This window comes from Amycolatopsis rifamycinica (genome assembly GCF_000695625.1).
Classification (GTDB): domain Bacteria; phylum Actinomycetota; class Actinomycetes; order Mycobacteriales; family Pseudonocardiaceae; genus Amycolatopsis; species Amycolatopsis rifamycinica.
Genome location: NZ_JMQI01000072.1, coordinates 1 through 13,970 on the forward strand (window position 1 = coordinate 1; position 13,970 = coordinate 13,970).

At 71.1% G+C, this 13,970-nt stretch carries 11 protein-coding genes; 4 read left to right on the forward strand and 7 right to left on the reverse strand.

Going from position 1 to position 13,970, the window contains the following annotated elements:
* On the reverse strand, positions 1-491 hold a 491-nt coding region (locus tag DV20_RS34760), incomplete at its 3' end, for a DUF222 domain-containing protein (RefSeq protein WP_043787541.1).
* 161 nt (positions 492-652) lie between these two features.
* On the opposite strand from DV20_RS34760, the gene DV20_RS34765 reads away from it, so the two are divergent.
* Genes DV20_RS34765 through DV20_RS34775 form a run of 3 tightly spaced genes read left to right on the forward strand, consistent with a single transcriptional unit; the run spans position 653 to position 3,151 of the window.
* On the forward strand, positions 653-2,104 hold the full coding sequence (locus tag DV20_RS34765) for a serine hydrolase domain-containing protein (RefSeq protein WP_043787481.1): 1,452 nt from the start codon (positions 653-655) through the stop codon (positions 2,102-2,104).
* The gene (locus DV20_RS34770) at positions 2,071-2,499 is read left to right on the forward strand and encodes a PGPGW domain-containing protein (RefSeq protein ID WP_043787482.1); all 429 of its coding nucleotides are present in this window, start codon (positions 2,071-2,073) and stop codon (positions 2,497-2,499) included. Before DV20_RS34765 ends, DV20_RS34770 begins: the two co-directional genes overlap by 34 nt.
* Before the next feature lie 10 nt (positions 2,500-2,509).
* A complete protein-coding gene (locus DV20_RS34775; RefSeq protein WP_043787483.1) occupies positions 2,510-3,151 on the forward strand; it encodes a TetR family transcriptional regulator in 642 nt (213 codons plus the stop codon).
* A 43-nt stretch (positions 3,152-3,194) separates the two neighbouring features.
* On the opposite strand, the gene DV20_RS34780 is transcribed toward DV20_RS34775, so the two are convergent.
* From DV20_RS34780 to DV20_RS34805, 6 genes are all read right to left on the reverse strand, one after another.
* Entirely contained in the window at positions 3,195-5,564 is a 2,370-nt protein-coding gene (locus DV20_RS34780; RefSeq protein ID WP_043787484.1) for a DNRLRE domain-containing protein, read from the reverse strand.
* Between the two features lie 85 nt (positions 5,565-5,649).
* Positions 5,650-8,124 carry a glycoside hydrolase family 2 gene (locus tag DV20_RS34785; RefSeq protein ID WP_043787486.1) on the reverse strand — a complete coding sequence of 825 codons (2,475 nt, stop codon included), beginning with the start codon at positions 8,122-8,124 and terminating at the stop codon, positions 5,650-5,652.
* Positions 8,125-8,153: 29 nt separating this feature from the next.
* Positions 8,154-9,128: an ABC transporter permease gene (locus DV20_RS34790; protein ID WP_043787487.1), complete on the reverse strand. Its 975-nt coding sequence runs from the start codon at positions 9,126-9,128 to the stop codon at positions 8,154-8,156.
* A complete protein-coding gene (locus tag DV20_RS34795) occupies positions 9,125-10,075 on the reverse strand; it encodes an ABC transporter permease (protein WP_043787488.1) in 951 nt (316 codons plus the stop codon). Before DV20_RS34795 ends, DV20_RS34790 begins: the two co-directional genes overlap by 4 nt.
* A complete protein-coding gene (locus DV20_RS34800) occupies positions 10,056-11,621 on the reverse strand; it encodes a sugar ABC transporter ATP-binding protein (RefSeq protein ID WP_043787491.1) in 1,566 nt (521 codons plus the stop codon). Before DV20_RS34800 ends, DV20_RS34795 begins: the two co-directional genes overlap by 20 nt.
* On the reverse strand, positions 11,618-12,697 hold the full coding sequence (locus tag DV20_RS34805) for an ABC transporter substrate-binding protein (RefSeq protein WP_043787494.1): 1,080 nt from the start codon (positions 12,695-12,697) through the stop codon (positions 11,618-11,620). The genes DV20_RS34800 and DV20_RS34805 overlap by 4 nt, the downstream gene beginning before the upstream one ends.
* A gap of 153 nt (positions 12,698-12,850) precedes the next feature.
* Between DV20_RS34805 and DV20_RS34810 the strand changes: the two genes are divergently transcribed.
* Positions 12,851-13,855 (forward strand): LacI family DNA-binding transcriptional regulator, encoded by a 1,005-nt coding sequence (locus tag DV20_RS34810; protein WP_043787495.1) that lies wholly within the window; start codon positions 12,851-12,853, stop codon positions 13,853-13,855.
* The last annotated feature ends 115 nt before the right edge of the window (positions 13,856-13,970 follow it).

Below are 13,970 nucleotides of genomic sequence, written 5' to 3' on the forward strand. Positions count from 1 at the left end.
GGTTCTGCGCCGTCGGGTGCGAGGTGGGCGAGGATGCGGGCGCCGAGGGCGGCGACCTGCTTGTGTCCGGCTTTGGCGGCGAAGGTGAGCAGGTGGGTTTCGGCGCTGTCGCGGTGTTCGCAGGGCACCTCGGCCAGGACTCCGGTGATCACGTCGATCATCGGAGTGCTCAGGCGACCGGTGCGGGCGGCGGCGCCGGTGGCGGGAGCCAGGGCGGGAATCGGGGTGCCGTCGAGGTTGCGTCCGGGGTTGAGCAAGCGGGCACGTCGCACGAGCCGTTCGGCAGCGGGCTTGGGGACATCGCCGAGGTGTTCCAGCAACCGGGCGGCAGAGCGGTACCCGAACAGCTCCATCACTCCGCGCTGTTCGATTTCCACCAGCAGGGCACCAAGTTCCGCTTCAGCAGACCGCATGCAGGCAAGCAACTCCCCGATGCGGTCGGCGAAAGCGACCGCATCCGAAGAGGAGGCGTGGGCTGCGTTGCTGGTCATACCTCCAAGCTACCGACGACCGAACACCAGTTCACCACTCGATCAGGTGGTGTCCAAAGAGAAGGCGCTGTGGTGCATCGAAGCCAGGTGCCGAAAGTAGGGGGTCGGACCCACCGTCCGACAGCAGCCCCAGCTACCCCGCGCTGCCTACGTTCACAGCCATGACAAGGCTTCTCCTCGTCCTGGCCGCCGTCCTGCTGGCCACGGCAACCCCGACGGCAACCCCGACGGCAACCCCGGCCGAAGCAGCTCCGCCGGACGACATCGACAGCTACGTCCGCGCCTACCTCGACCACACCGATCTGCCCGGCGCGACGATCGCCGTCACCCATGACGACGACGTCGTCCGCGTTGCCGGGTACGGGCACGATGCCGCCGGGGAGCCGCTGACCGCCGCGAGCCGGATGCCGATCGCGTCGGTGAGCAAGTCCATGACCGCCTTCGCGGTCCTGCAACTGGCCGAAGCGGGGCGGCTCGGGCTGGACCAGCCCGTCACGCGGTACCTGCCCGCCTTCCGGCTCGCCGACCCCCGTGGCGCCAGGATCACCGTGCGGATGCTGCTCGACCAGACCTCCGGGATGGCCGACCAGGTCTTCCCCGACCTCAAACGGGCGCAGCCGCACACCCTCGCCGAAGCCGTCAGCCGATTGTCGGAGGCCGGACTCGCCGGCGAGCCGGGCACGACGTTCCACTACCACAACCCGAACTACCAGGTCGCCGCCCGGATCGTGGAGGTCGTGGCCGGGCAGCCGTTCGCGGACTACCTGGCCGGGCACCTCTTCCGGCCGCTGGGCATGACCGCCAGCTCCGCCGTGGACGGGCCGCCGGCCGGGACCGAGGGGTACGTCCGGGCCTTCGGGGCCGAGGTCCCGGTGTCCGAACCGGACTGGTTCACCGGCGGCAGCCACGGCGTGCTCAGCACCGCGGAGGACCTGGCGAAGTGGCTGCGAGCGCAGCGGGACGGTGACGGCGTGCTGTCGCCGGCGTCGGTCCGGCTGGCGCACACGCCCGCGCCCGGACGCGGCTACGCGCTGGGCTGGCGCGTCCAGGACGGACGGACGACCCACACCGGCGACTGGTTCTCCCACACCGCGGCGCAGGTGCTACTGCCCGGCGGGTACGGCATCGCCGTCGTGGCGAACACCGGGATGGCGCTGGACAACGAGGCCGAGCTGCTGGCCCAGGGCCTCGCGAGCCTGCTGGAGGGCGGCGCGCCGGAGCCCGCGTCGCCCGCGGGAGTGATCGCCGATCGGGTGCTCGGCGCGCTGGCCCTGGTCGCGGTGGGCCTCGCGGCCCTGGGTGTCCGGCGAGCCGGGCGGAGGCCCCGGTGGTGGCGGCTCGGGCCGCCGTTGCTGCCGCTGGTGCCCCTCGCGTTCCTGCCGCAGCTGCTCGGGTGGGTATTCGCCGGGCGGCAGGGTACCTACGTCCAGGTGCTCTACGTCTGGCCGGGACTGGTGGTTTCGCTCGGCGTGGTCGCGCTGGCGGGCCTGACCGTGGCCGTGGCCAGGGCGCGAGCCCTCGTGAGTGGCACGCGGAGCCGGGACCGGGAACAATCGGACGGGACGAGGGGAGACGCCCAGTGGGCATCGGCAAACAGACGAAGCGGATCCTGATCACGGTGGCGGGAGGCATCCTGCTGGTGGTCGGGGTGCTGCTGCTCGTGCTGCCCGGCCCCGGGCTGCTGCTGGTGCTCGCCGGCCTGCTGCTGCTGGCGTCGGAGTTCCCGGCGCTCGAGCGGTACGTCGACCCGGTGCGCGACCGCGCCATGAAGGCGGCCGAGGACAGCGTGGCGTCGCCGCTGCGGATCGCCGGTTCGGTGCTGGCCGGGCTGGCGCTGCTGGCCGCGGGGATCGTGTGGGGCACGGTGAAGTCGCTGCCGTTCAGCGGCTGGAGCACCGGGTCGAGCCTGATCCTGTCGTCGGTGATCCTGTTCGCGCTGCTCATCTGGAGCTACCGCCGGGTCAAGTCCCGCCACGAGGCCGGGACGAGGGCTTCGTCCGACCGGTAGCCTCGGCGCCATGAGCGCCGGATTCCAGCGCGCCCGCCGTCCCGAGCAGGTCGAGGTGCGCCGGCGGGCCATCCTCGCCGCGGCGAGGGAGCTGCTCGCCGAGCGCCCGGTCGCCGACATCAGCCTGCGGGAGCTCAGCTGCCGGGTCGGGCTGGCGAAGTCGAACGTGATCCGGTACTTCGACAGCCGCGAGGCGATCTTCCTCGAGGTCCTCGACAGCACCTGGACGGCGTGGCTCGACGACCTGGACGAGGCGCTCGGCGAGCCCGGTCCGGCGGAGCCCGGCTTCGCGCGCGAGGCGCGGGTCGCCGGCACGATCGCGGCGACGCTGACCGGCCGCCGGGTGCTGTGCGAGCTGCTGAGTTCGATGGCGCCGGTGCTGGAGCGCAACATCCCGGCGGAGTTCGCCCGCAGCTTCAGACGCCGGGCCGGCGCGAACACCGAGCGGCTGGGCGAGCTGGTGCGCGTCCGGGTGCCGGAGCTGCCGCCCGAAGCGGCCCGGCACTTCGCCGGCGGGGTCGTCGTCCTGCTGTCCGGCTCGTGGCCCGCCGCCCACCCGACGGCGGCCGTGGCGGCCGTCGAGCAGAGGCAGGCGTTCACGCTGGCGGAGGGGCTGACGAACCTGCTGGCGGGCCTGGTCGCACGGCAGTGACGGCGGTGACGGCCACCGTGGCCGTCACCGCCGTCACGAGCCGTCAGACCGCGCGCACCCCCGGTCGCGCCGCGCGGGCGTCCGGGTCGACGGAGAAGCTGGTGTACGACGTGTCCGTGCGTTGCCCGGCCGCGTTGGCGCTCCACGCGTACAGGGACAACCGCATCCTGGTCTCCGTCGCCGGTGCCGTGAACTCGAACGTCCCCGTGCCGTCCGTGCCCGGCCGGACCGCCACATCCGGCCCGGTTTCGCCGTTCGCGGTGAGCCGGTAGCCGTACGAAGCCAGACCCGGCTGGACCGGCGTGAGCGTGCAGTGGACCACCTGGCCGGGCCGGGCGCCGCCGGTCAGGTCACAGGCGAGCGGCGGGGCGGCCGACTTCGGGGAGAAGGAGTAGTACCCCGGCCGCGACACCGAGCCGTCGGCGAACGTGCTCGTCACGGTGAGGTACTGGGTGCTGGTGGTGAGCGGCGTCAAGGCGACGCTCGCCGTGCCGTCCGGCCCGGCGGGCACCGTGCCCGACTCGCCCCCGTAGAGCGAGTACGCGTAGCTGACGACACCCGGCAGCGGGGACGAGAACGTGAACGTCCCCGGTGTGGTGACGTAGCCGCCCTGGCAACACGAGGGGAAGTCGGTGCTCGTCACCACCGGGCCGTTCGTGGCCACCGACACGTAGGTTTCCTCCGTCGCCGAGACCAGCCCGGCCGCGGTTGTGGTGTGCGCGTTGAGCCAGTGGCTGTACGGCGTTTCCGGCACGATCGTGACCTGCGCGGTGCCGTCCGGTCCCACCGGGATCGTCACCGGTTCGCCGCCGTCCCAGTCGTAGGTGAACGACACCGAGCCCGGCAGCGTGGCGTGCAGCGTGAAGACGGCGGGCTTGCCGACCATCGTGCCGGCGGGCACGTCGATCACCGGCAGTCCCCGGTCGACGTCGAGCCGGCCGCCACCGGGACCGGACAGGTTCCCGTTGGTCATCCGTGCGCGCACGCTGACGTCGTAGGACTTCGTGACGTCGGTCGGCGTGACGGTGATCGTGGCGGTGCCCTCCGGGCCCGCGGGCAGCGTGGTTTCGGCCCCGTCGTCGATCTTGTAGACGTACTCGGTGGCGCCGTCGGTGCCGTGCGGGCCGAACGTGCACTGCCGGGTTTCGCCCAGGAAGGCCCGGGCCGGGGTGCAGGTCATCGAGGGGCCGTTGCGGGCCACGAAGAACCGGTAGTCACCGGACGGCCCGCTGTTCCCGGCCGCGTCCACGCCGCGTGCGGACATGCTCATCGGCCCGTCGCTGCGCGGGGTGTACCGGACCGTCGCCGTGCCGCCGGGCCGGTCGGCCGCGACGTAGCCGCTGTCGGTGTAGCCGGCCTGCCACTGGAAGCCGACGATCTGGGTGTCCCCGCCCGCGTCGAGGGTGAAGTCGCCCGGGATGCCGATGCCGCCCTTGCCGGGAACTTCGTACACGTAGTCGGTCGAGGTGACCGCCGGTGCCGTGGCCGGTGCCGAGAAGTCGGTGGTGAACCGGCAGGTCTCGCTCCACGCGCTGGTGGCGAGCGAGTCCTTCGCGCGGACCTGCCAGGCGTAGGTGACGCCGTCGGCGAGCTGCGCGTCGGGGTCGTAGTACGCCTCGGTGCCGTTGACGTAGCTGTCGATGCCGGTCGCGCGCCGGTCCGGGTGGTCGACCGGCCACCAGGCGAACTCGGCGGAGAAGCTGTAGTCGTCCGGATCGCTGGTCCGCGCCGTCATCGCCGCGCCCCCGCGCTGGACCAGCGGGGCGTCCGCGCAGGCGTGCTGACCCGTCTTGAGGTTCGCCGGCGTCGTCGGCGGCTGGTTCTTCTGCATGCTCACCGACAGCACCGGACGGTACGTGCGGCCGAACCGCGGGTCGTACTGCTGTTCGTCGGGCAGGCGCAGCACCAGCGTCAGGGCCGTGCGGCCGGCGTCGATCGCCTGCTGCAGCTGCGGTTCCGCGTCCCAGCCGACGTACTCGGCCGGGCACCCGGCGGGGTCGCTCCGGCCGGACAGCGCGCCCAGCTCGCGCGGCTGGTCGGCCCACGTCGGCGCCTTCTTCGCCGGCGCGGTCACGCGCAGCTCGGTGCCGCGCGGTGCCGTGCAGTCGGCTACCGCGGTCTCCCCGGTGGTCAGCCGCGCGTCGAGCACCGTGGCGCCGCGCAGGTTGGACAGGTCGAAGGTGAAGTAGGACTTCGTGACGTGCTTCTTGTGGTCGGCCGTGACTTTCGCGCCGATCGGCGCGTCACCGGCCGGGTTGACGAACGCCGTCTTCGGCGCGGCCGAGTCGACATAGGACCAGGACGACGAGCGGAGCGTCAGGTACTCCGAGGCCGACGCCGGGATCGCCGTGCCGGCCAAGAGCAGTGCCGCCGTGGCGGCGATGGTGGTCGCTTTCGATCTTCCGGAGCCCAAAAGGCTCACCCCCTGAGACGCGATGACCCGGGGACCGCGATCGCGGTCCCCGGGCCGAACACGCACCGGAAGTGCCGGAGGTTGCCTACTTCCCGCTGGAGTACAGCGCGCTCACGTCCGCGTCGGACAGCGCCCGGTCGTAGACGTGGACCTGGTCGACGGCCCCGTTGAGGTAGTCGACCGGGCCGCCGCCGTACTTGCCGCGGCCGATCACCGTGTGGCCCGTGGACGCTTCGCCGAGGCAGACGCTCTTCGTGGCGGCCAGCTGACCGTCGACGTACAGCTTGAGCGTGCCCGACGCCGCGTCGCGGACGCCGACGACGTGGTACCAGCGGTTCGCTTCCGGAGCCGTGGGTGCCAGGGCCCGCGTGCCCACGAAGCTCATCGCCAGCCGGTGGTCCGCGCCCGAGTACTGCAGGAAGAACGCGCTGTTGCTGTCGCCGTCCTGGCTCACCACGGTCTGGAAGCCGTCACCCACGGCGTTGAACTTCACCCACGCCGCCGCGCTGTAGCTGCCTTCGGTGTTCACCAGCGCCGCGCCGGTGTCGGCGTACTGGCCGGAACCGTTGGTGGCCAACGCCGAACCGCTCTTCCCGGCCGTCCAGGACGCGCCGCCGGCGAGCGTCGCGTCGTGGCTGCCGACTACGTCTTCCGCGACCGTGCCCGCGTTCTCGTCGAACGGGTACGCGGCGATGCCGTCGATCCCGGGTGTGCCGGCGGGCACCGACGGCCCGGAAACGGGAGCGCCGGTGGCGCCCTTGATCACCGCGAGGTTCGCCGCGCGGACCGCCGCGAAGTCCATCTTCTTCACCTGCCGGTCGTAGGTGAAGAAGCCGTTGACCTCCTTCTCGACGTCGGTGGTCTGCGTGTAGACGCCCGCGGACACCCCGCACCGCTGGGCGACCAGCAGCAGGCGCTGCTGGAGCTCGCCGTAGCGCCGGGTGAGCGTCGCGCTGTCGGGCTCCATCTCGTAGGCGAAGCTGCCCGCCGCGTCGAACTCGTGCCCGGCGACCTTGAGGCCGAGGCCGCCGTACTCGCCGTCGACCGCCGCGCGCGTGCCGGTCTGCATCGGCGTGCCCGGGCCGGTGTAGCTGTGGTCGTCGTAGATGTCACCGCGTCCGCTGTCCGGTTCGGACCGGCAGCAGTTGACGCCGGACTCCGCGTTCACCAGGCGCGAGGGGTCCCAGGACTTGACCAGGTCGGCGATGCGGCCGACCTCGTAGTCGCCCCAGCCTTCGTTGAACGGCACCCACGTGACGATCGACGGGAAGCTGCGGTGCTGGTCGATCATCCGCTTCATCTCGGACTCGTAGTTGACGCGCGCGGCCGCGGACGGCTCGACGTCGTCCTTCATCGCCGGCATGTCCTGCCACACCAGCAACCCGAGCTTGTCGGCGTAGTAGTACCAGCGGTCCGGCTCGACCTTGATGTGCTTGCGCACCATGTTGAAGCCGAGCGCCTTCTCCTGCTCCAGGTCGAACTTGAGCGCCGCGTCGGTCGGCGCGGTGTAGATGCCGTCCGGCCAGAAGCCCTGGTCGAGCGGGCCGACCTGCATGACGAACTTGCCGTTGAGCAGCATCCGCTGCTTGCCGTCGGCGGTCTTGCCGAGGCCGATCGACCGGATGCCGAAGTACGAGCCGACCTCGTCGCCCGACGGGACGAGCTTCACCCGCAGGTCGTAGAGGAACGGGTCGTCCGGCGACCACAGGTGCGGCCGGTCCACCTTGAGCTTCAGCGGCTTGTTCGCGTCCCCGGACACGCGCCCCACGGGACGGCCGTGGTCGTAGGCGACGGCTTCGACGCGCTGCTTGACCGGCCCGCCGACCACGGCGTTCACCGTGACCGAACCGGACGCGACGTCCGGCGTGAGGTCGAGGCGGTCGATGCGCGCGGGCGCCACCGGCTCCATCCAGACGGTCTGCCAGATGCCCGACGACGGCGTGTAGAAGATGCCGTCCCCGGGGGTGCGCTGCTTGCCGATCGGCTGCCCGCCCTGGTCGTTCGGGTCGGCGACGCCGACCACGATCTCCTGCGCCTTCTTGGTGGTCAGCGCGTCGGTGACGTCCACCGACCAGGCGTCGTACCCGCCGGTGTGGCGGCCGACGGTCCGGCCGTTGACGATGACCGTGGCGTCGTAGTCGACGGCCTGGAAGTGCAGCAGCAGCCGCTGTCCCTTGCCGACCTGCCAGGTCTTCGGCACCTCGAAGGTGCGGCGGTACCACATGTTCGTCTCGTGGCGCATGATCCCGGACAGCGCGGACTCGACCGGGTACGGCACGAGGATGCGCTCGCCGAGCGTCCTGCCCACGGGCGCGGCCTCACCCGGGGCCGCCTTGGCGAATTCCCAGACGCCGTTGAGGTTCTGCCACCTGTCGCGGGTCAGCTGCGGTCTCGGGTAGTCGGGCAGGGCGTTGGCGGGGGAGACGTCGTTCGTCCACGGCGTGGACAGCGGCGGGGTGAGCCGTTGCCACTGGGGTGGGGACTCGGCGTGCGCGGCGGGGACCGCGAGCCCCGTGAGGGCCAGTGCCAGCACGGCGGCCAGTCGGGCAGGGCGGAACATCGGTGAACCTCCTGGTGGGGGACGAGGGTTCAGCGGGTGCGGGAGCGCGCGAGCAGGCGCTGGATCACCACGACGACGAGCAGGAAGGCCCCGCTCACCACCGTCTGGTAGTTGGAGTCGAGGGTGCCGATCTGGTTGATGACGTTCTGGATGAGCGTGCGCAGCAGCACGCCGACGAGCGTGCCGATGATGGTTCCGGCGCCGCCGGTGAGCAGCGTGCCGCCGATGACGACGACGGAGATCGCGTCGAGTTCGGTGCCGACGCCGATCACCGTGACGCCGGACTGCAGGTACGCGGCGGTGAGGATGCCCGCCACGCCGGCGAGCGCGCCGCTGAGCGTGTAGAGGCTGATCTTGGTGCGGGCCACCGGGAGGCCCATCAGCACCGCCGACTGCTCGGCGCCGCCGATGGCGAACACGGACTGGCCGAACCGGGTGCGGCGCAACAGCAAACCGCCGAGCGCGAACAGGACCAGCGTCAGGTACACCGGGACGCCGATGCCGAAGATCGTGCCCTGCCCGAGCCAGAGGAACGCCGAGCCGGGGTCCACTTTGTACGTCGTCGCGCCCTCGGCGGTCAGGGCCAGCAGGAGTCCCCTGGCGAACAGCAGGGACGCCAGCGTGACGATGAACGGCGCCATCCCGGTGCGGGCGATGAGCAGGCCGTTGACGAACCCGATCAGCGAACACACCGCCAGGGGCAGCAGGATCGCCACGACGAGCCCGTACTGGGCGCCGTAGGCGGCGAGGACGCCGCCGAGCGCGTAGTTCGAGCCGACCGAGAGGTCGATGCCGCCGGAGATGATCACGAACGTCATGCCGAGCGCGATCACCGCGAGGAACGACCCCTGCAGCACCAGGTTGCGCAGGTTGTCCGCGCTGCCGAAGTGCGGGAACGCGAACCACGCCGCGGCGATGCCGAGGACGAGCACGACGGCCGCGCCCTGGCGTTGCAGGACTCCGGCGAACGCCGCGCCCGAGGCAGTGGTGGTCTGGGCGGTCATCGGCTGCTCCGCTCGCGGGCGACGTAGACCGCGACGACGATGATGGCCGCCTGGACCATCTGCGCGGTCGAGTCCGGCAGGTTGTGCTTGATCAGGGTGGCCTGGACGAGCTGCATGAGCAGCGCGCCGAACACGGTGCCGAGCACGCGGACCCGGCCGCCGGTCAGCGGGGTGCCGCCGACGACGACCGCGGTGATCGCGGACAGCTCCATGAGCAGGCCGACGTCGCTCGGGTCGCTCGCGCCCAGCCGCGACGTCGCCAGCACACCGGCGATCGCCGCCAGTGCCCCGGAGATCACGTAGACGCTGACGAGCACGCGCTTCACCGGCAGCCCGGCCAGCGTGCTGGCCGGGCGGTTGCCGCCGATCGCGACCAGGTGCCGTCCGAACGTCGTGCGCTGCACGACCAGCCCGGCCAGGACGGCGAGCACGCCCGCGACGATCACCATGATCGGGACGCCGAGCACGTCGCCCGTGCCGAGCTGCAGGAAGTCGTGGTTGTGCAGCTGGACGAGCTGGCCGTGGGCGATGACCAGGGCGAGCCCGCGGCCGCCGACCAGCAGCGCCAGTGTCGCGATGATCGGCTGGATGCCCAGGTAGGCCACCAGGTAGCCGCTGAACAGGCCCGACACGACCCCGGCGATGACGGCCACGACGATCGCCGTCAGCGGCCCCGCGCCCAGGTAGAGCGGGATGAGCGCGGCGGCGATCGCCATCACCGAGCCGACCGAGAGGTCGATGCCCTCGGTGCCGATCACCAGCGCCATGCCGAGCGCGACGATGCAGACCGGCGCCGCCTGCACCAGCTGGGTGCGGAAGTTGGCCGCGGACAGGAAGTTCTCGGTGAAGGCCACGTTGAACAGCAGCAGCACGACGACGGCCAGGTAGACGCCGTAGTTCTGCAGCCACGCGGTGACCTTCGCGCGCTCAAGGGTGGCGGTGGACATCGTTGTCACCCCCGGTGCTCTCCGCCGCGATGGCCGTCAGGACGTTCTCCTCGGTGATGCGGTCGCCGGTCAGCTCGCCGGCGACCGAGCCGTCGCGCAGGACGACCACGCGGTCGGAGCCGTCGATCAGTTCCTCCAGTTCGGACGAGATGAGCAGCACGCCGAGGCCTTCCTGCGCGAGCTCGTCGATCAGCGCCTGGACCTCGGCCTTCGCGCCGACGTCGATGCCGCGGGTGGGCTCGTCGAGCAGCAGGATCTTCGGGCCGGTGGCGAGCCAGCGGGCCAGCAGCACCTTCTGCTGGTTGCCGCCGGACAGCTCCGACACCTTCTGCTCGGGACTCGCGGCCTTGATCCGCAGGCGCTCCATGAAGATCTTGACGATCCGGTCCTGTTTGGCCTTGCTGACCAGGCCGAACGGCGAGAGCGAAGGCAGCGCGGCGAGCACGATGTTCTCCCGGACCGAAAGGTTCGGGATGATGCCGTCGGTCTTGCGGTCCTCGGCCAGCAGCGCGATCCCGGCCCGCATGGCGGCCTTGATCCGGCCCCGCTTGAGCGGTTTGCCCGCGAGCAGCACGCTGCCGCCGTCCAGGGGGAACGCGCCGACGATGGCCCGGGCCGTCTCGCTGCGGCCGGAGCCGAGCAGCCCGGCCAGGCCGACGACCTCGCCGGGCCGGATGCTCACCGAGACGTCGTGCAGCTTCCGCATGCCGGCCAGGTTCTCGGCCTTGAGCAGCGGCTCGCGTTCGACGTCGTGCTCCTCGCCGAACGCCGTGACGCCCTCTTCGCGGATCTGGCGGATCTCGCGGCCGAGCATCAGCGACACGAGCTCGATGCGCGGCAGCGGCTTCAGCGGTCCACTGTGGACGACCCGGCCGTCGCGCAGCACGGTGACGCTGTCGCACACCCGGTACAGCTCGTCCATCCGGTGGCTGACGTAGACGATCGCGATGCCTTCGGAGTGCAGCCTGTTCAACACTTCGAAGAGCGTCTCGACCTCACGCGGCTCGAGCGAGGACGTCGGCTCGTCCATGATGACGACCTTGGCGTCGGTCGACACCGCGCGGGCGAGGGCGACCATCTGCTGCGCGCCGACACCGAGGGTGTGCAGCGGGCGTTTGACGTCGTCGTCGATGCCGTAGCCCTTGAGCAGCTCGCGGGCGTCGGCGTACATCCGTCCCCAGTCGACCAGGCCGGCCTTCGTGCGCGGCTCGCGGCCGAGGAAGACGTTGCCGGCGATGCTCATCAGCGGGACGAGGTTGACCTCCTGGTAGATGGTGGAGATCCCGGCGCGCTGGGCGTCGATCGGGCGCTTGAACGTCACCGGCTCGCCGAGGTGGCGCAGCTCGCCCTCGTCGGGCTGGTAGACGCCGGTGAGCACCTTGATCAGCGTGGACTTGCCGGCGCCGTTCTCGCCGACCAGCGCGTGCACCTCACCCGGCGCCAGTGTGAAGCTGACGTCGTCGAGCGCGAGGGTGCCGGGGAACCGCTTGGTCACCCCGGCCACCTCGAGCACCGGTGCGGTCAGCACTTCGGTGGTCGCCGTCATTTGTAGGAGTTCCCGACCTTCTGCGCGGCGTTGCTCTCGTCGTACTGGTCGTCGGAGATGACGATGCTCGCCGGGATCGGCTCGCCGTTCTCGAACTTCTGCAGCGTCTGGAAGGCCAGCGGGCCGAAACGCGGGTTCGACTCGATCACGGCGTTGTAGCTGCCGTCGACGATGAGCTGCACGGCGTTGCGGGTGCCGTCGATGGAGACGATCTTGACGTCCTTGCCGGGCGACTTGCCCGCCGTCTTGAGCGCGTTGACCGCGCCGACGCCCATTTCGTCGTTCTCGGCGTAGACCGCGGTGATGTCGGGGTGGCTCTGGATGAGCTGCTCCATCACGGACTGGCCCTTGGAGCGGTCGAACTCGCCGGTCTGCTCGGCGACCACGGTCAGGCCCGGCGTCTTCGCGAGCTCGTCCTTGAAGCCCTTGGTGCGGTCGGTGGTGACGTTGTTGCCGGACGAGCCGAGCAGGATGGCGACCTTGCCGGTGCCGCCGGTGGCCTTCGCCATCGCCTGGGCGGCGCGCTGGCCCTGCTCGACGAAGTTCGAGCCGATGAAGGTCAGGTAGTCGGTGCAGGGCTGGGACGTCACCTTGCGGTCGATGGTGACGACCGGGACCTTCTTGGCCTTCGCCGCGTCGAGGGCGGGCTGGAGGCCGTCGGAGTTCAGCGGCGCGACGACGAGCAGCTGGGCGCCGCGGTCGAGCATCGACTTGATGTCGCTGATCTGCCGGTTCAGGTCGCTCTGGGCGTTGGTGACGAGCAGCTTGTCGCTGGCGATGCCGAGCTTCGCGGCTTCGTCGCGGATGGACTGCGTCTCGGTGATCCGGAAGGGGTTGGCCTCCTTTTCGGACTGGGAGAAACCGACCACCGCCGTCTTCAGGTCGACCTTGGGGTAACCGGTTTTCTCGAGGGTGCAGCCGTCGGCGGACGGCGCGGCGGACTGGGCGCTCGCGGCCGGCCCACCGCCGTTCGACGGGGCCGCGGGCGTTTCTTCGCGGGCGGTGCAGGAGGTGAGGGTCAGCGCGGCGGCGGCCGCGGTGACCAAAACCAGTCGGGGACGGGAGGACAAGAGCACGGCGACTCCTCGGGCAGCGTCGTTGGTGGCCCGCTCGCCGGGGTGATCGGGGTCACCGCGGGAGCCTTGAGGTACTTTTTACATCGTTGGAACAACGTTGTAAACCGGCAGCGGCTCGCTACACTTCGTGCTCACTCACTGAAGGGACCGCCCGTGACCGTGACGCTCAAGGACGTCGCCACGCTTGCCGGAGTGTCGGTGAAGACGGTGTCGAACGTCGTGAACGGCTACGCCTTCGTCAAGCCGGAGAACCGGCGGCGCGTCGAGGAAGCCCTGGCGGCGACCGGGTACCGGCCGAACGTCGGGGCCCGCAACCTCCGCCGCGGCCGCACCGGGTTCCTGGCGCTGATGGTGCCGGAGCTGTCGATCCCGTACTTCGGCGAGCTGGCCGGCCTGGTGATCACGGCGGCGCAGAAGCGCGGCTGGAGCGTCCTGATCGAACAGACGCAGGGCACGCGCTCGCGGGAGCGCGAGACGCTTTCGTCGCTGGGACCGCACCTGGTCGACGGGGCGCTGGTGCACCCGGAAGCACTGGAAGCGGCGGACTTCCCGGCCGATCCGGGCGGCATCCCGCTGGTCATGCTGGGCGAGCACGCGGTGGACGTGCCGATCGACCACGTGGCGATCGACAACGTCCTGGCCGCGCGCACGGCGGTGTCGCACCTGGCCTCGCTCGGCCGCCGGCGCATCGCGGCGATCGGGCGCAACCCGGCGCGTGGGACGTCTTCGCAGCGGCTGGCCGGCTACCGCTCGGCGCTGGCGGAGGCCGGTTTGTCCTATTCGGACGCCTTGGTGGCCCCGGCGGAGAAATGGCACCGCTCGGTGGGCGCGGCGGCGATGAAGGCGCTGCTGGCCCTGCCTTCGCCGCCGGACGCGGTGTTCTGCTTCAACGACCTGCTGGCCATCGGCGCGTTGCGCGCGGTGGCCGAACTGGGCCTGCGGGTGCCGGAGGACGTGGCGATCGTGGGGTTCGACAACAACGAAGAGAGCGCATTCTCGCTGCCCTCGCTCACGACGATCGCCCCGGACAAAACGGCCCTCGCCGAGGCGGCGGTGGACCTCGTGCACCGGCGCATCACCGGCGACCAGACGTCTCCGCCGCAGGACATCCAGACCCCGTTCGCCCTGGAGGTCCGCGAAAGCACCGGCGGCCGCTGACCACACCGGACGACACGCGTACCTGGCCGGACGACACGGCCCGCGGGCCCGCGTTCGCCGTGTCGTCCGGCTGAGTACGCGTGTCGTCCGTGCCGGTACGCGTGTCGTCCGGCGG

What these genes read in the sequence shown, in the direction of transcription:
- DV20_RS34765 (WP_043787481.1), top strand. Translation starts at nt 653, where the DNA reads ATGACAAGGCTTCTCCTCGTCCTGGCCGCCGTCCTGCTGGCCACGGCA.
- DV20_RS34775 (WP_043787483.1), top strand. Translation starts at nt 2,510, where the DNA reads ATGAGCGCCGGATTCCAGCGCGCCCGCCGTCCCGAGCAGGTCGAGGTG.
- DV20_RS34785 (WP_043787486.1), bottom strand. Translation starts at nt 8,124, where the DNA reads ATGTTCCGCCCTGCCCGACTGGCCGCCGTGCTGGCACTGGCCCTCACG.
- DV20_RS34790 (WP_043787487.1), bottom strand. Translation starts at nt 9,128, where the DNA reads ATGACCGCCCAGACCACCACTGCCTCGGGCGCGGCGTTCGCCGGAGTC.
- DV20_RS34795 (WP_043787488.1), bottom strand. Translation starts at nt 10,075, where the DNA reads ATGTCCACCGCCACCCTTGAGCGCGCGAAGGTCACCGCGTGGCTGCAG.
- DV20_RS34800 (WP_043787491.1), bottom strand. Translation starts at nt 11,621, where the DNA reads ATGACGGCGACCACCGAAGTGCTGACCGCACCGGTGCTCGAGGTGGCC.